Here is a 16613-nt window from a genome sequence, read left to right as displayed (position 1 = left end):
GGCAGCCGGGGCTTCATGGGATCAGCCTTGGGTCTCACACACCGGAACCAGAAGGCACGGAGTCGGTTGCCTCCGTCCACAGGTCCTGCTCGGCGCGGTCCGCCTGGATCTGGCGGTACACGAGGAGCCCGCCGATGGCGGCCAGTGCGACCAGGAGCAGCTTCTTCACCGCGCGACCTCGTCTTTCGTTGACGTAGGGGACTTCTGGCAGCCAACAATACACACCGACCGATACCGATCGGTGACCTGCCGACCCAGCAACTGGCCCCACGACAAAGACCCCCAGGCCTTGGCCTGGGGGTCTTCGACACTGTGGGGCTAACAGGATTTGAACCTGTGGCCTCATCCTTATCAGGGATGCGCTCTAACCAACTGAGCTATAGCCCCATCCGCGCTGCGCGCTGACTCCTGAAGATTAGCGCACAGACCCGGTCAGGCCAAAATCCGTTCCGACGGGGCGTCTGCGCAGGTCATCCGACCCCTTGCAGGCGCTTCGGCGAAGGCCCTACTCGTCCTCGGCGAGGGTCAGCTCCACACCGCCGACGAAGCCCGCCGACAGGTTGTAGATGAAAGCGCCCAGCGTCGCCAGTGCCGTCGCCAGCACCACGTCGATCACCGCGATCACCGACGTGAAGGTCAGCACGCGCGGCAGCGACAGGAACGACTGGAGGTCGAAGCCGTTGCTCTCGTTCGAGCCGGTCGCCTCGCTGATCGTGCCGCCGACGGTCGAGAAGACGCCCATCGCGTCCATGACCATCCACAGCACCGCCGCCGCCACGATCGTGCAGATGCCGAGCGCGATCGACAGCAGGAAGCTGACCTTCATCACCGACCAGGGGTCGGCCTTGGCCACCCGCAGCCGCGCCTTGCGCGTCCTGGGCGCCGTACGGACCGCCGTACGCGGCTTGCGCTGCGCGGCGGCTCCCCCGTTCGCCCGCGGCGCGCCCGGGCCCGGGGGCGCCGTGTAGGCCTGCGGCGGCTGGTACGGCGGCGGCGCGGACCGGTCCTGGCCGGCTTCCGCGCCGGCCGTCGGCTGCGGCCCTCGGGTGTCCGTCACGGCGATCCCCCTGCCCTCGGCGGTGGCGTCGCCACCCTGGGAGTCCGCGGCGGGGCCACGGGCACCGTTCGCCCCAGTCTTGGCCGGTCCGGCGCCCGTGGCTCCACTCACGACTTACTCCTCGTGCTCCCCGGCCGAAGGCTGCGTGCCCTCGGCGGCCTCGGCGGCCTGTCCGTCGGCCACCTCGGTCTCGTTCTCGTCGGCCTCGACCTCGTCAGCTTCCTGACCGGCCTCGGCGTTCCGGGCGATGCCGACCACGGCATCGCGCTTGCCCAGGTTGATCAGCTGGACGCCCATGGTGTCACGGCCGGTCTCCCTGACTTCGTTGACGCGCGTACGAATCACACCACCGCCGAGCGTGATGGCGAGAATCTCGTCCGTTTCGTCCACCACGAGCGCCCCTACGAGCGACCCGCGGTCCTCCACGATCTTCGCGGCCTTGATGCCCAGACCGCCACGACCCTGGACGCGGTACTCGTCCACCGGCGTCCGCTTGGCGTAGCCGCCGTCGGTCGCGGTGAAGACGAACGTACCCGGCCTCACAACGCTCATGGAGAGCAGTTCGTCACCTCCGCGGAAACTCATGCCCTTCACGCCCGAGGTCGCGCGGCCCATCGGGCGCAGCGCGTCGTCGGTCGCCGTGAAGCGGATCGACTGCGCCTTCTTGCTGATCAGCAGCAGGTCGTCCTCGGAGGACACCAGCTCCGCGCCGATCAGCTCGTCATCGCTGCCGTCCTCGGTCTCCCGGAGGTTGATGGCGATCACACCACCCGAACGGGGCGAGTCGTAGTCCTTGAGCGCCGTCTTCTTCACCAGGCCGCCCTTGGTGGCCAGGATCAGGTAGGGCGCCGCCTCGTAGTCGCGGATGGCGAGGATCTGCGCGATCTTCTCGTCCGGCTGGAAGGCCAGCAGGTTCGCCACGTGCTGCCCGCGGGCGTCACGGCCGGCGTCCGGGAGCTCGTACGCCTTGGACCGGTAGACGCGGCCCTTGTTCGTGAAGAACAGCAGCCAGTGGTGCGTGGTGGAGACGAAGAAGTGGTCGACCAGGTCGTCCTGCTTCAGCTTCGTGCCGCGCACGCCCTTGCCGCCGCGCTTCTGGGAGCGGTAGTCCTCGGTCTTGGTGCGCTTGACGTAGCCGCCGTGCGTGATGGTGACGACGATGTCCTCTTCGGCGATCAGGTCCTCGATGGACATGTCACCGTCGAAGGGCACCAGCTTGGAACGCCTGTCGTCGCCGAACTTCTCGACGATCGCGGCCAGTTCCTCGCTGACGATCGTGCGCTGGCGCTCCTCGGAGGCCAGGATCGCGTTGTACTCGTTGATCTTGGCCTGGAGCTCGTCGTGCTCGGCGACGATCTTCTGCCGCTCCAGTGCCGCGAGGCGGCGGAGCTGCATCTCCAGGATCGCGTTCGCCTGGATCTCGTCGATCTCCAGGAGGCCCATCAGGCCCTCGCGCGCGATCTCGACCGTGTTGCTGCGCCGGATCAGCGCGATGACCTCGTCGATCGCGTCCAGCGCCTTGAGCAGACCGCGCAGGATGTGCGCGCGCTCCTCCGCCTTGCGCAGGCGGAACTTCGTGCGCCGGACGATGACCTCGATCTGGTGCGTCACCCAGTGGCGGATGAAGGCGTCGATCGACAGCGTGCGCGGCACGCCGTCCACCAGCGCCAACATGTTCGCGCCGAAGTTCGTCTGCAGATCGGTGTGCTTGTAGAGGTTGTTCAGCACGACCTTGGCGACGGCGTCCCGCTTCAGGACGATCACCAGGCGCTGGCCGGTCCGCGACGAGGTCTCGTCACGGACGTCGGCGATGCCGCCGACCTTGCCGTCCTTCACCAGGTCCGCGATCTTCTGCGCGAGGTTGTCGGGGTTGGTCTGGTAGGGGAGCTCCGTGACCACCAGGCACTGGCGGTTCTGGATCTCCTCGACCTCCACCACCGCGCGCATCGTGATGGAGCCGCGACCGGTCCGGTACGCCTCCTCGATGCCCTTGCGGCCCACGACCAGGGCGCCCGAGGGGAAGTCCGGGCCCTTGATCCGCTCGATGAGCGCGTCCTGGAGCTCCTCGTGCGAGGCCTCCGGGTGCTCCAGCGCCCACTGGGCACCGGCCGCGACCTCGCGCAGGTTGTGCGGCGGGATGTTGGTCGCCATGCCGACCGCGATGCCGGCGCTGCCGTTGACCAGCAGGTTCGGGAAGCGCGCCGGCAGGACCGTCGGCTCCTGGTTGCGGCCGTCGTAGTTGTCCTGGAAGTCGACGGTCTCCTCGTCGATGTCCCGGAGCATCTCCATGGCCTGCGGCATCAGCTTGCACTCGGTGTAGCGCATCGCGGCCGCCGGGTCGTTGCCCGGCGAGCCGAAGTTGCCGTTGCTGTCCACCAGCGGCATGCGCATCGACCACGGCTGGGCCAGGCGGACCAGGGCGTCGTAGATAGAGCTGTCACCGTGCGGGTGGTACGTACCCATGACGTCGCCGACGACGCGGGCGCACTTGTAGAAGCCCTTCTCGGGCCGGTAGCCGCCGTCGTACATCGCGTACAGCACGCGGCGGTGCACCGGCTTGAGGCCGTCGCGCACGTCCGGCAGGGCCCGCGAGACGATGACGGACATCGCGTAGTCGAGGTAGGAGCGCTGCATCTCCGTCTCGAGCCCGACGGGCTCGATGCGCAGCACGGGCTGCTCCTCCGCGGCGTTCTCGGCGTTCTCTGCGGTGGGGGTGGTTTCGTCGGCCATTGCTGGTCAGAAGTCCTTTCAGGCGGTCAGCGGAGGCCGACTCAGATGTCGAGGAACCGAACGTCCTTGGCGTTGCGCTGGATGAAGGAGCGCCGGGCCTCGACGTCCTCGCCCATCAGCACCGAGAACAGGTCATCGGCCTGGGCCGCGTCGTCCAGGGTGACCTGGCCGAGCACGCGGTGGTCGACGTCCATGGTGGTGACGCGCAGCTCCTCGGCGTTCATCTCGCCCAGACCCTTGAAGCGCTGGATCGAGTCTTCCTTGATCCGCTTGCCGTTCTGCTTGCCCAGTTCGACGAGGGCGTCGCGCTCGCGGTCCGAGTACGCGTACTCGAAGTCGTCCCGGCCCCACTTGATCTTGTAGAGCGGCGGGCGCGACAGGTACACGTGACCGGCCTCGACCAGCGGGCGCATGAAGCGGAAGAGGAAGGTCAGCAGCAGGGTGTTGATGTGCTGGCCGTCGACGTCGGCGTCCGCCATCAGGATGATCTTGTGATAGCGGAGCTTCTCGATGTCGAAGTCCTCGTGCACACCGGTACCGAAGGCACTGATCAGCGCCTGGACCTCGGTGTTCTGGAGGATCTTGTCGATCCGGGCCTTCTCGACGTTCAGGATCTTGCCGCGGATCGGCAGGATGGCCTGGTACATCGGGTTGCGGCCGGACTTCGCGGAGCCGCCGGCCGAGTCACCCTCGACGATGAAGATCTCGCACTTGGTCGGGTCGTTCGACTGGCAGTCGGACAGCTTGCCCGGCAGCGAGGCGCTCTCCAGCAGGCCCTTGCGGCGGGTGAGGTCACGGGCCTTGCGGGCCGCGACGCGCGCGGTGGCCGCCTGGATCGACTTGCGGATGATGTCCGCGGCCTCGACCGGGTTGCGGTCGAACCAGTCGTTCAGGTGCTCGTGGACGACCTTCTGCACGAAGGTCTTGGCCTCGGTGTTGCCCAGCTTGGTCTTCGTCTGGCCCTCGAACTGGGGCTCGCCCAGCTTGACCGAGATGATCGCCGTCAGACCCTCGCGGATGTCCTCGCCGGCGAGGTTGTCGTCCTTCTCGCGCAGCAGCTTCTTCTCGCGCGCGTAGCGGTTGACGAGACCCGTCAGCGCCGCACGGAAGCCCTCCTCGTGCGTACCGCCCTCGTGCGTGTGGATCGTGTTCGCGAAGGAGTAGACGCCCTCGGTGTACTGCGAGTTCCACTGCATCGCGATCTCGACCGAGAGCATGCGCTCCTTGTCCTCGGCCTCGACGTCGATGACGGTCGGGTGGATGAGCTCGCCCTTGCGGGAGTTCAGGTACTTCACGAAGTCGACGATGCCGCCCTCGTAGTAGTACTTGACCGTGCGCGCGCTGGGCTCGGCCGTGTCCGCGTCGGGGTCGTCGGCGCCGACCGTGGCCTTCGCCGACTCGCGCTCGTCGGTCAGCGTCAGGGTGAGGCCCTTGTTGAGGAAGGCCATCTCCTGGAAGCGCCGCGACAGCGTCTCGAAGGAGTACTCGGTCGTCTCGAAGATGTCGCCGTCGGCCCAGAAGGTGACCGAGGTGCCGGTCTCCTCGATCTCCTCGTTCTTGGCCAGCGGGGCCGTCGGAACACCCAGCTTGTAGTCCTGGGTCCAGCGGTGACCGTCCGTCTTGACCTCGACCGCGACCTTGGTCGACAGGGCGTTCACGACGGACACACCGACGCCGTGCAGACCGCCGGAGACGGCGTAGCCGCCACCACCGAACTTGCCGCCCGCGTGCAGGACCGTCAGGACGACCTCGACGGCCGGCTTCCCCTCGGACGGCACGATGCCGACCGGGATGCCTCGGCCGTTGTCGATGACCCGGACACCGCCGTCGGCGAGGATCGTCACGTCGATGGTGTCCGCGTGCCCGGCCAGGGCCTCGTCGACCGAGTTGTCCACGACCTCGTACACGAGGTGGTGGAGCCCGCGCTCACCGGTCGAGCCGATGTACATGCCTGGCCGCTTGCGGACCGCGTCCAGGCCCTCGAGGACCTGGATCGCACTGGCGTCGTACGAGGCGGTTACCTCGCCGTTCCCGCCGGCTGTGGACTGGTTGTCGTTGGGGTTGCCGGAATCGGCCACGAAGCGCCCTTTCTGGCACAGCACAGGCCGTACTCCGGGCCAGCAGGCATGCAAGCAGGAGCGGCTGCGTCGATCTGCGTTGTCAGCGTGTATCAGCGAGATCCCGCAAGCGGGCGGGATTCGCTTCAGTCTACCGGTACCACGGACATGAATGGGGGTTTGCCGGTACCTGAGTCCGCATGTGCCGCCCTGAACCTCCTCTCTCCGACTCCCCACATCCGGGAAGGGGCTCAAAGAGGCTCACACGGGCACCCAGCGCTTCGACCTGTCAACCTCCGGCTACCGTGAGGGACGCCACCCGGAACAGCCCCGCCCGCTTTTGAGGCGGGGGGTCCGGGGCGCAGCCCCGGGTCCCGCGGAGCGGGCTGTGTCCATCGCACGGGCAGCCCCGCAGGGGGACCGTCAGCCGTAGGTGTCCCCCGGCCCCTTACTGCCCGGCGCCCGCCACGGCCCGTACCCCTTCGGCCGCCCACCCGGCCCCCGCACCTTGATCATCCGCACCGTCCCCTGCCCCAGGTCCGCGTTCAGCCGCGCCACCAGCTGCGGCGCCAGCAGCTTCAGCTGCGCCGCCCACGCCGAGGAATCGCACCGCACGACAAGCTCACGCTCCTCGTACCGCTCCGGTTCACAGTGCGCCGCGATCTCCGGGCCGACGATCTCCGGCCAGCGCTCCATCACGCCCGCCACCGCCATCGGCATCTCCCAGCCGCGTTCGGTCCGCAGCCGGTCCAGCGCCGCCATCAGCGGCATCGGGTCCCGGCCGTCCGCGCGGGCCCCCGAGCGCAGCCCCGGCTGCCGGCCCTTCTTCGCGCCGGCCGCGTTGCCCCGGGCCCGCGCCTGCTCCCGCGCTGCCGCGAGGGCCTGGCGGGCGAGGTCCACCCCGGAAACCTCCGGGACCTTGCGGCCCTCCTGCGGGTTCTTGCCCTGGTCGCTCACAGCCGGGTCACCTCACCGCCGGACACCCCGAACCGCGTTCCCGCCAGCACCTCCGGGACGTCGTCGTCCACCGCCGCCGTCACCAGCACCTGTTCGCCCGGCGCCACCAGCTCCGCCAGCCGCTCCCGGCGCCGCGCGTCCAGTTCCGCGAAGACGTCGTCCAGGATCAGCACCGGCTCGCTGCCCTCCGAGCGCAGCAGCTCGTACGAGGCCAGCCGCAGCGCCAGCGCGAACGACCAGGACTCACCGTGGCTCGCGTACCCCTTCGCGGGCAGCTCCCCGAGCCGCAGCAGCACGTCGTCGCGGTGCGGGCCCACCAGGGTCACTCCGCGCTCGATCTCCTGCTTGCGGACGTCCGCGAGCGCGGCCAGCAGCACCTCGTAGAGCGCCTCGCGGGTGCGCGCGGTGCCGCTGTCCACCGGTTCGCCGGCCGAGGACTTGTACGCCAGCCCCAGGGGGCCGCCGCCGGGCGCGAGCTGCTCGTACGCCTTGTCCGCGAGCGGCAGCAGCGTCGCGATCAGATCCAGCCGCTGCGCGAGGAGTTCCGCGCCCGCGCGCGCGAGGTGCTGGTCCCACACGTCGAGGGTGGACATGTCCATCGAGCGGCCGCCGTGCCTGCGCGCCATCGCCGCGGACTTCAGCAGGGTGTTGCGCTGCTTGAGCACCCGCTCGTAGTCGGAGCGGACCGCCGCCATCCGCGGCGAGCGCGCGGTGACGAGCTCGTCCAGGAACTTCCGGCGCTCCCCGGGGTCGCCCTTGACCAGGGCCAGGTCCTCCGGCGCGAACAGCACCGTGCGGACGATCCCCAGCACGTCCCGCGGCCTGACCTGCGAGGACCGGTTGATCCGGGCCCGGTTCGCCCGCCCCGGGTTCAGCTCCAGCTCCACCAGCTGCTGGCGCTCGCCCTGGGTGACGGCCGCGCGGATGATCGCCCGGTCCGCGCCCATCCGTACGAGCGGGCCGTCGGCGGAGACCCGGTGGCTGCCCAGCGTCGCGAGGTAGCCGATCGCCTCGACGAGGTTGGTCTTCCCCTGGCCGTTGGGCCCCACGAAAGCGGTGACGCCCGGGTCGAGGGGAACCTCGGCCCGGGCGTACGAGCGGAAGTCGGCCAATGAGAGATGCGAAACATGCATACGGCGCCGACCTCCCCCGGCTTCCCACTACTCGCTGTGGTGCTGTGCTGCTGGTGATCCTTCGCAGCTCTGTGAGCTGCTACTTCTTCTCGACCGCGTGGCCGCCGAACTGGTTGCGCAGCGCGGCGATCATCTTCATCTGCGGGGAGTCGTCCTGCCGCGAGGCGAACCGCGCGAACAGCGACGCGGTGATCGCGGGCAGCGGAACGGCGTTGTCGATCGCCGCCTCCACCGTCCAGCGGCCCTCGCCCGAGTCCTGCGCGAAGCCGCGCAGCTGCTCCAGGTGCTCGTCCTGGTCGAGGGCGTTCACGGCCAGGTCCAGCAGCCAGGAGCGGATGACGGTGCCTTCCTGCCAGGAGCGGAAGACCTCGCGGACGTCGGTGACCGAGTCCACCTTCTCCAGGAGCTCCCAGCCCTCGGCGTAGGCCTGCATCATGGCGTACTCGATGCCGTTGTGGACCATCTTCGCGAAGTGGCCCGCGCCGACCTTGCCGGCGTGTACGGCGCCGAAGTCACCCTCGGGCTTGAGGGCGTCGAAGATCGGCTGGACCCGCGAGACGTGGTCCTTCTCGCCGCCGTACATGAGGGCGTAGCCGTTCTCCAGGCCCCACACGCCGCCGGAGACGCCGCAGTCGACGAAACCGATGCCCTTGGCCGCCAGCTCCGCCGCGTGCTTCTCGTCGTCGGTCCAGCGGGAGTTTCCGCCGTCGACGACGATGTCGCCGATCGAGAGCAGTTCCGCGAGCTCGTCGACGGTGGACTGGGTCGCCGCACCCGCCGGGACCATCACCCACACGACGCGGGGGGCCTGCAGGCTGTCCACAAGTTCCCGCAGGCTGTGGACATCGGCGAGGTCCGGGCTGCGGTCGTATCCGATGACGGTGTGGCCTGCGCGGCGGATGCGCTCGCGCATGTTGCCGCCCATCTTGCCGAGACCGACGAGACCAAGCTCCATCAGGTGGTTCCTTAAGCGTTGTGGCCGTCTTTGCCGGGGCGTCCGTGGATCCCGGGGACGCCCCAGGCCCCGAGCCTACGCCGGGCCGGGCCGCCCGGCCCCATGGGGCGCGCGCTGCCGGCTGCTGTCCCCGCAACGTGCGCAGGCCCGGTCTCGCTGACCGCGAAACCGGGCCTGACCTGCGAAGAATCAGCCGGAGAGGCGTACCGGCATGATCAGGTACTTGTAGGCCTCGTCGGCTTCCGCGTCGACCGCCGGACGGCCGCTGAGCAGCGCGGGCTTGGTCGACGTGGTGAAGCTCAGCTGGGCCACCGGGGAGGCGATCGCGCTCAGGCCGTCCAGCAGGAAGGTCGGGTTGAAGGCGATCGAGATGTCGTCGCCGTCGAGCTGCGCGTCGACCCTTTCCACAGCCTGTGCGTCGTCGGAGGAGCCGGCCTCCAGGATCAGCACCCCCTGCTCGAAGCTGAGGCGGACGGGGGTGTTGCGCTCGGCCACCAGGGCCACGCGCTTGACGGCCTCGACGAACGGCGCGGTCTCGATCACGGCGATGGAGTTGAACTCGGTCGGGAAGAGCGTCCGGTACTTGGGCAGGTCGCCCTCGAGCAGCCGGGTGGTGGTGCGGCGGCCGGCGCCCTCGAAACCGATCAGGCCTTCGCCCGCGCCCGAGCCGGACAGCGCCAGGGTGACGGTGTCACCGCTGGTCAGCGAGTTGGCGATCTCCTGGAGCGTCTTGGCGGGCACCAGGGCCACGGCCGACGCGTCCGGGTTCTCCGGCTTCCACAGGAACTCGCGGACCGCGAAGCGGTAGCGGTCGGTGGAGGCCAGGGTGACGCGGTCGCCCTCGATCTCGATGCGGACACCGGTCAGCACGGGCAGCGTGTCGTCACGGCCGGCGGCGGTGGCCACCTGCTTGGCGGCGGAGGCGAAGACCTCGCCGGGCACGGTGCCGGTGGCGGTGGGCATCTGCGGCAGCGCCGGGTATTCCTCCACAGGCAGGGTGTGGAGTGTGAAGCGCGAGGAGCCGCAGACCACGGTCGCCCGTACACCGTCTGTGGAAATCTCCACCGGGCGGTTGGGGAGGGCGCGGCAGATGTCGGCGAGCAGCCGGCCGGAGACCAGGACGGTGCCGTCCTCCTCGACGTCCGCCTCGACGGAAACGCGGGCCGAGACCTCGTAGTCGAAGCCGGAGAGGCTCAGCGTGCCGTCCTCGGCCTTGAGCAGCAGGCCCGCGAGAACGGGCACCGGCGGCCGGGCCGGGAGGCTACGGGCAGCCCAGGCCACCGCCTCCGCGAGTACGTCGCGCTCCACCCGGATCTTCACCGGAACCGCCTCCTGCTGTTGCTCGCTCGTCTGCCGGCCTTCGTCGTCGGCTCGTCGATGCCTCGACCGATGCCGGGGACCAGTCTGACGTACGGCGCCGACAGTCCGTGCGGCCGGCGGTCAAGTCGGGAGCGAGGCGTCGGGGCGGGCTCTCGACGAGTTGTGCACAGGACCCGCTTGAAAACCGAAACCGGGCTCACTCTCTATGGGGGTAGTAGTAGGGCCTGTGGAAACGGTGGATAACCCTGTTCTCGCAGGTCACACCGCGTTTTTTATCCACCGACCCTGTGGGTGACACCGGTGGACAACCCCGTGTGTCTGTGGAGAACGAAAAGTTCTGCACAGGCCGTCCCCAGGGGACCCCCATTACTCCACAGGTGTGTCCCCAGCTTTCCCCCGGTACTCCACAACCCAAACGTCTACTTCCGTGTGACCGCTTTCACTCGGGGCGGTGAGAGGGGCTGGTGTGTTGCCGAACAGTGGACAAGGGTGTGGAGAACAGACCTGATCCTGTGCACAGGGTGCGCGAACCTGTGGGGAGGCGGTGGACAACGCCGTGGACAGACCTGTGGACGAAATATTTGTCCACAGCCTGTGGATGACGCTTGCGCACAATTCCACAAGGGCCTGACCTGGCCTGATGGAACCTCACCCCGCATGCCTGTGGACAGATTGTGGGTGACGGAACCCGTCCCCAGGGTGTGGACGGAAGAAAGTCCCCGAATCTGTGGATGAGTTGCTCCTCAGGGGGCGTATTCGAACAGGTCAGGGGCGCGCGGACGAAGAAGGGCGCCCCCGTCGCGGACCGGGAGCGCCCTCTGAAAGCGTTTGAAGGGGCCCTTTCGCGGCCCCAGCGAGCGGTACGGGAGGCCCGGCCTCAGCCGTTCTTGATGCGGTTGGTGAGCTCCGTGACCTGGTTGTAGATGGACCGCCGCTCGGCCATCAAGGCGCGGATCTTGCGGTCCGCGTGCATCACGGTGGTGTGGTCGCGGCCGCCGAACTGTGCCCCGATCTTCGGCAGCGACAGGTCGGTGAGCTCCCGGCACAGGTACATGGCGATCTGGCGGGCGGTCACCAGGACGCGGCTGCGCGAGGAGCCGCACAGGTCGTCCACGGTCAGACCGAAGTAGTCGGCGGTGGCCGCCATGATGTCGCTGGCGGTGATCTCGGGGGCGCTGTCCTCGCCGCCGGGGATCAGGTTCTTGAGGACGTCCTCGGTGAGGCCCAGGTCGACCGGCTGCCGGTTCAGGCTCGCGAAGGCCGTGACCCGGATCAGCGCCCCCTCCAGCTCGCGGATGTTGCGCGAGATGCGGGAGGCGATGAACTCCAGTACCTCCGGCGGGGCGTTGAGCTGCTCCTGGACGGCCTTCTTGCGCAGGATCGCGATCCGGGTCTCCAGCTCGGGCGGCTGGACGTCGGTGATCAGGCCCCACTCGAAGCGGTTGCGGAGCCTGTCCTCCAGGGTGACGAGCTGCTTGGGCGGCCGGTCGGAGGAGAGCACGATCTGCTTGTTGGCGTTGTGGAGCGTGTTGAAGGTGTGGAAGAACTCCTCCTGCGTCGACTCCTTGCTCGCGAGGAACTGGATGTCGTCGACGAGCAGGATGTCCATCTCGCGGTAGCGCTTGCGGAACGCGTCGCCCTTGCCGTCGCGGATGGAGTTGATGAACTCGTTGGTGAACTCCTCGGAGCTCACGTACCGCACGCGGGTGCCGGGGTACAGGCTCCGCGCGTAGTGCCCGATGGCGTGCAGCAGGTGCGTCTTGCCGAGGCCCGACTCCCCATAGATGAAGAGGGGGTTGTACGCCTTCGCCGGCGCCTCGGCGACGGCCACCGCGGCCGCGTGAGCGAAGCGGTTGGAGGCGCCGATGACGAAGGTGTCGAACAGGTACTTGGGGTTCAGCCGGGCGGTCGGCTCCAGCGGGCCCGAGGTGGAGCCGCCGGACGGGGCCGGGGGCGCCGCGGGCCGGCCGGGGGCCTGGCGCGGCGCCGGCTGCTCGTACTGCTGCTGTTCGTACTTCTGTTGCTCGTACTTCTGTTGTTCGTACTGATGCGACTGGTGGGGCTGCTGAGGCTCGTACGGGGACTGCTCGTACTGCTGCTGCTCATAGGAGCCCTGGTCGTAGCCGGAGGGCTCGGACTGCTGGAGGTAGCCCGGCTGCGGGGAGGCGTAGGGGTCGCGCTCGGGGAAACCGCCGAGGCGGGGCTGCTGCCAGCCGTAGTCGTCCTGCTGGCCGCCGCGGGGCCAGGCGCCGGGCTCGGGGCGCGGCTGCTGGTAGTCCGGGTAGGCGGGGCGGGCGGTGGGGAGCTGGTCGTCCCCGTTGCCGGGGCCGCCGCCGGGGCGCTGGCCGCCGTACGGCTCGTACCCGCCGGACTGCTGCGCGGGCGGGGCGGGGGGCGCGGGCTCGCCGGCGGAGTCGTCCACCGTGATGGCGATCCGGATGGGGCGGCCGCATTCGCGGCTGAGCGCGTCACTGATCAGCGGGGCGAGCCGGCCCTCGAGGACGCGCTTGCCCCATTCGTTGGGGACGGCGAGCAGTGCGGTGTCGGCGACGAGTGCCAGGGGCTGGCACCTCTCGACCCACTGCTTGTCCTTCGGCTCGATCCCCGGCTGTCCCTCCCCGAGGAGCTTTTCGAGCACCCTTGGCCACACTGCGGCAAGATCGGCAGGTACGTCAGCCACAGAGCACGCTCTCTCACAGGGGTCCCACGAATGTGTGGTTCTTTGGGACGGTCGGGACAAAAAAACCGGGGTCGGACAACGGTAGTCAGGCCAGCGGGTACGGTTCAAGTCGTTGTCCACAGCCTGTGCACAGTGTGGGGCCACGTCGGCTCGGTTTGACCGGATGGCGTAGCCGCGCGTACCGTAACGAGGTCGAGTTGTCGATGGCTGCTGCCGCCTGCCTACCGATGGGCGAAGGTCACTATTAGTGATCATTTAGCGGTGCCACTCGGGCGAACACGCGAGTTTCTCCTCGTGGGCGCACGGTGACAGCCAGGCGATGTCCCGCCACAACGATTCATTCTCTGGAGCCCCCGAGTGAGCAAGCGCACCTTCCAGCCGAACAACCGCCGTCGTGCCAAGACCCACGGCTTCCGCCTGCGGATGCGTACCCGTGCCGGTCGCGCGATCCTCGCGAACCGTCGTGGCAAGGGCCGCGCCGCCCTTTCCGCGTAACAACACGCAGGTCGTGACGTCGTGCTGTCTCCCGAAAATCGGCTGAGGCGGCGCGAGGACTTCGCGAGCGCGGTACGCCGAGGTCGCCGGGCTGGTCGCCCGCTCCTCGTCGTCCACCTACGTACAAGCGGTGCAACGGACCCGCACGAGTCGGGGGAGATCGATCCCTCGTCGCGTGCGGGTTTCGTCGTCAGCAAGGCTGTCGGCAACGCCGTCATACGTAACCGGGTGAAGCGCCGTCTTCGCCATCTGGTCCGGGAGCGGCTCTCTCAGCTGCCCGCCGGTAGCCTGGTGGTGGTACGTGCGTTGCCCGGAGCGGGCGATGCCGGCCCCGAGGAACTGGCCCGGGACCTGGATGCCGCTCTGGTGCGGCTCCTGGGAGGCGTGGCTCGATGAAGTACCCGCTGCTCGCTTTGATCAAGCTGTACCAGTGGACAATCAGTCCGCTGCTCGGGCCGGTGTGCCGGTACTACCCGTCGTGTTCGCACTACGGGTACACGGCCATCGACCGGCATGGTGCGGTGAAGGGGACGGCCCTGACCGCCTGGCGGATCCTGCGGTGCAATCCGTGGTCCCCGGGTGGTGTGGACCACGTCCCACCCCGTAAACGCCCGCGTTGGCACGAGCAGCTGCGCAGTGCGTTGCGTAGATCTCGCAATGCTCAAGGAGCCTGATTAGTGGACACGATTGCCAGTCTGTTCAGCTTTATCACCACGCCCGTCTCGTGGATCATCGTCCAGTTCCACTCCCTGTACGGCGCGATCTTCGGCGCGAACAGTGGGTGGGCCTGGGGTCTGTCCATCGTGTCCCTGGTGGTCTTGATCCGCATCTGTCTGATCCCGCTCTTCGTGAAGCAGATCAAGGCGACGCGAGGCATGCAGGCGCTCCAGCCGAAGATGAAGGCGATCCAGGAGCGCTACAAGAACGACAAACAGCGTCAGTCCGAAGAGATGATGAAGCTGTACAAGGAGACGGGTACCAACCCGCTCTCCTCGTGCCTTCCGATCCTGGCGCAGTCCCCGTTCTTCTTCGCGCTCTACCACGTGCTGGCGAGCATCGCCAACGGTGAAGAGATCGGCTACATCGACGGTCCGCTGCTGGCCAGCGCGCGTGAGGCACACATCTTCGGGGCCCCGCTGGCCTCCAAGTTCACCGACAGCGCCGCCGACGTCGCCGCCCTGGGCGCCTCGATCACCGACGTGCGCATCGTGACCGCCATCATGATCGTCCTGATGTCGCTGTCGCAGTTCTACACGCAGCGCCAGCTGATGCAGAAGAACGTCGACCTCTCGGTCAAGACGCCGTTCATGCAGCAGCAGAAGATGCTGATGTACATCTTCCCCGTGATCTTCGCGGTCATGGGCATCAACTTCCCCGTCGGTGTTCTCGTCTACTGGCTGACCACGAACGTGTGGACCATGGGCCAGCAGATGTACGTGATCAACCAGAACCCGACGCCGGGCAGCAAGGCGCAGGACCAGTACCTGACCCGCCTGCTGAAGCACATCGGCTCGCACGGTGACGTCAAGGGCCGGAGCAAGAAGAAGATCGTCGCGGCGATCGTGGCCAAGGGCCCGGACCGCAACGACAACGAGCGGAAGTTCATCACGGCTCTGACGAAGCAGGGCCTGGCCGCCCAGCCGGACGGCTCCGTGATGAAGAGTTCCGAGGCCACGGCGGATTCGGATGCGGCGAGCGGCGGTGTCGCGAAGCGGCAGCAGCCGAAGCGGCAGTCGAAGTCGCAGCGTCAGACGCCCAGCAAGCCCTCTCCCAAGAAGTAAGAAGGAGTCCCTCCCGTGACGGAAGGCACCACCACCGCCGCCGCTGAGAGTGGCGACACCCTGACCCGCCTTGAGCAGGAGGGTGAGATCGCGGCCGACTACCTCGAGGGTCTGCTGGACATCGCCGACCTGGACGGCGACATCGACATGGACGTCGAGGCCGACCGGGCCGCGGTGTCGATCGTCAGTGACTCCGCCAGCCGTGACCTGCAGAAGCTCGTGGGCCGCGACGGCGAGGTTCTGGAGGCTCTGCAGGAGCTGACCCGCCTCGCCGTGCACCGGGAGACCGGGGACCGCAGTCGGCTGATGCTGGACATCGACGGGTTCCGCGCGAAGAAGCGCGAGGAGCTGGCGGCGCTGGGCGCCCAGGCGGCGGCGGATGTGAAGGCCTCGGGCGAGCCGATGAAGCTGGCCCCGATGACCCCGTTCGAGCGGAAGGTCGTCCACGACGCCGTGGCGGCCGCCGGTCTGCGGAGCGAGTCCGAGGGCGAGGAGCCGCAGCGCTTCGTCGTTGTGCTCCCGGCCTGACCCCTGACGCGAGTATTCGGCCCCGTCTGTGTCGCAGGCGGGGCCGATGTTTGTCAGCCTGGCATGTGAACGCCCGGCATGTGAACGACGCGGCACCTTGAAGACGTGGTTCCTCCAGAACCATGCGGTACGGAAGGACGGTCCCCGTGACGGAGGCAGCTGAGCTTCCCCCGGCGCCTGAAGAGGCGCGCGCGGTGTTCGGTGAGTTTTTCCCGGAAGCTGTGCGGTACGCGGAGCTGCTGGCGGACGCGGGAGTCAAGCGAGGCCTGATCGGGCCGCGTGAGGTGCCGCGGCTGTGGGAGCGGCACCTGCTGAACTGCGCTGTGCTGTCGGAGGTGGTGCCTCAGGGCGTCACCGTGTGCGATGTGGGTTCGGGCGCCGGTCTGCCCGGTATCCCACTGGCGCTGGTGCGCCGGGATCTCAAGATCACGCTGCTGGAGCCGCTGCTGCGGCGCACGACCTTCCTCCAGGAGGCCGTGGAGCTGCTGGGCCTGGACCACGTTACGGTGGTGCGCGGCCGCGCCGAGGAGGTTCTCGGCAAGGTGCAGCCGGTGCACGTGGTCACGGCGCGTGCGGTGGCTCCGCTGGACCGGCTGGCCGGCTGGGGCGTGCCCCTGCTGCGTCCGTACGGGGAGATGCTGGCGCTCAAGGGCGATACCGCCGAGGAGGAGCTGGTGTCGGCGAAGACCGCACTGGCGAAGCTCGGTGTGGTGAAGACCTCGGTGCTGCACGTGGGCGAGGGGCTGGTGGACCCGCTGTCGACGGTGGTCCGGGTCGAGGTCGGAGAGAGCCCCGGTGGGGTGAGGTTCGCGGCCAAGCGGGCTAAGGCGGCCCGGGTGGGACGCACCCGCCGTCGTCGTTGATTGTCTGACGTGTGGGGGCCCGGCGGAGATTTCATCTGCGTTGGGCCCCATAGGTAT

Annotated in this window: 15 protein-coding genes and 1 tRNA gene; 6 read left to right on the top strand and 10 right to left on the bottom strand. The window is 68.5% G+C overall.

The window, feature by feature from the left end; translation table 11 throughout:
* Window positions 1-34: 34 nt before the first annotated feature.
* The 10 genes from ACZ4VT_RS03110 to dnaA all read right to left on the bottom strand — a co-directional run bounded on the left by ACZ4VT_RS03110 (window position 35) and on the right by dnaA (window position 12889).
* Complete coding sequence (locus ACZ4VT_RS03110; RefSeq protein ID WP_208809277.1) at window positions 35-169, bottom strand: DLW-39 family protein; 135 nt, start codon at window positions 167-169, stop codon at window positions 35-37.
* 144 nt (window positions 170-313) lie between these two features.
* Window positions 314-387: transfer RNA gene (locus ACZ4VT_RS03105), tRNA-Ile, on the bottom strand.
* A 118-nt stretch (window positions 388-505) separates the two neighbouring features.
* Entirely contained in the window at window positions 506-1168 is a 663-nt protein-coding gene (locus tag ACZ4VT_RS03100; RefSeq protein WP_467946075.1) for a DUF3566 domain-containing protein, read from the bottom strand.
* Window positions 1169-1171: 3 nt separating this feature from the next.
* Window positions 1172-3787 carry a DNA gyrase subunit A gene (gyrA, locus tag ACZ4VT_RS03095; protein WP_467946074.1) on the bottom strand — a complete coding sequence of 872 codons (2616 nt, stop codon included), beginning with the start codon at window positions 3785-3787 and terminating at the stop codon, window positions 1172-1174.
* A gap of 41 nt (window positions 3788-3828) precedes the next feature.
* Window positions 3829-5889 (bottom strand): DNA topoisomerase (ATP-hydrolyzing) subunit B, encoded by a 2061-nt coding sequence (gyrB, locus tag ACZ4VT_RS03090; RefSeq protein WP_467946072.1) that lies wholly within the window; start codon window positions 5887-5889, stop codon window positions 3829-3831.
* A 378-nt stretch (window positions 5890-6267) separates the two neighbouring features.
* Window positions 6268-6801, bottom strand: a complete 534-nt coding sequence (locus ACZ4VT_RS03085) for a DciA family protein (RefSeq protein WP_467946070.1) — start codon at window positions 6799-6801, stop codon at window positions 6268-6270.
* Window positions 6798-7934: a DNA replication/repair protein RecF gene (gene recF / locus ACZ4VT_RS03080; protein ID WP_467946068.1), complete on the bottom strand. Its 1137-nt coding sequence runs from the start codon at window positions 7932-7934 to the stop codon at window positions 6798-6800. The genes ACZ4VT_RS03085 and recF overlap by 4 nt, the downstream gene beginning before the upstream one ends.
* Window positions 7935-8013: 79 nt before the next feature.
* Window positions 8014-8889, bottom strand: a complete 876-nt coding sequence (gene gnd, locus ACZ4VT_RS03075) for a phosphogluconate dehydrogenase (NAD(+)-dependent, decarboxylating) (protein WP_030707708.1) — start codon at window positions 8887-8889, stop codon at window positions 8014-8016.
* A gap of 189 nt (window positions 8890-9078) precedes the next feature.
* A complete protein-coding gene (gene dnaN / locus ACZ4VT_RS03070; protein WP_467946066.1) occupies window positions 9079-10209 on the bottom strand; it encodes a DNA polymerase III subunit beta in 1131 nt (376 codons plus the stop codon).
* A gap of 877 nt (window positions 10210-11086) precedes the next feature.
* On the bottom strand, window positions 11087-12889 hold the full coding sequence (gene dnaA, locus ACZ4VT_RS03065; protein ID WP_467946064.1) for a chromosomal replication initiator protein DnaA: 1803 nt from the start codon (window positions 12887-12889) through the stop codon (window positions 11087-11089).
* Between the two features lie 357 nt (window positions 12890-13246).
* Between dnaA and rpmH the strand changes: the two genes are divergently transcribed.
* The 6 genes from rpmH (at window position 13247) to rsmG (ending at window position 16556) form a co-directional block, all read left to right on the top strand.
* Complete coding sequence (gene rpmH, locus ACZ4VT_RS03060) at window positions 13247-13384, top strand: 50S ribosomal protein L34 (RefSeq protein WP_008741645.1); 138 nt, start codon at window positions 13247-13249, stop codon at window positions 13382-13384.
* Between the two features lie 21 nt (window positions 13385-13405).
* Window positions 13406-13780: a ribonuclease P protein component gene (gene rnpA, locus ACZ4VT_RS03055; protein ID WP_078892724.1), complete on the top strand. Its 375-nt coding sequence runs from the start codon at window positions 13406-13408 to the stop codon at window positions 13778-13780.
* Complete coding sequence (gene yidD, locus ACZ4VT_RS03050) at window positions 13777-14058, top strand: membrane protein insertion efficiency factor YidD (protein ID WP_076043740.1); 282 nt, start codon at window positions 13777-13779, stop codon at window positions 14056-14058. The genes rnpA and yidD overlap by 4 nt, the downstream gene beginning before the upstream one ends.
* Before the next feature lie 3 nt (window positions 14059-14061).
* The gene (gene yidC, locus ACZ4VT_RS03045; RefSeq protein ID WP_467946062.1) at window positions 14062-15165 is read left to right on the top strand and encodes a membrane protein insertase YidC; all 1104 of its coding nucleotides are present in this window, start codon (window positions 14062-14064) and stop codon (window positions 15163-15165) included.
* Window positions 15166-15180: 15 nt separating this feature from the next.
* Entirely contained in the window at window positions 15181-15693 is a 513-nt protein-coding gene (locus tag ACZ4VT_RS03040; protein ID WP_467946060.1) for a Jag family protein, read from the top strand.
* Window positions 15694-15839: 146 nt separating this feature from the next.
* Window positions 15840-16556 carry a 16S rRNA (guanine(527)-N(7))-methyltransferase RsmG gene (gene rsmG, locus ACZ4VT_RS03035; RefSeq protein ID WP_030707721.1) on the top strand — a complete coding sequence of 239 codons (717 nt, stop codon included), beginning with the start codon at window positions 15840-15842 and terminating at the stop codon, window positions 16554-16556.
* Window positions 16557-16613 lie beyond the last annotated feature (57 nt).

It is taken from the genome of Streptomyces sp. NPDC029164 (genome assembly GCF_055563995.1).
Note: the sequence above shows the minus strand (reverse complement) of the source record. Positions and strands in the feature narration are given on the sequence as shown.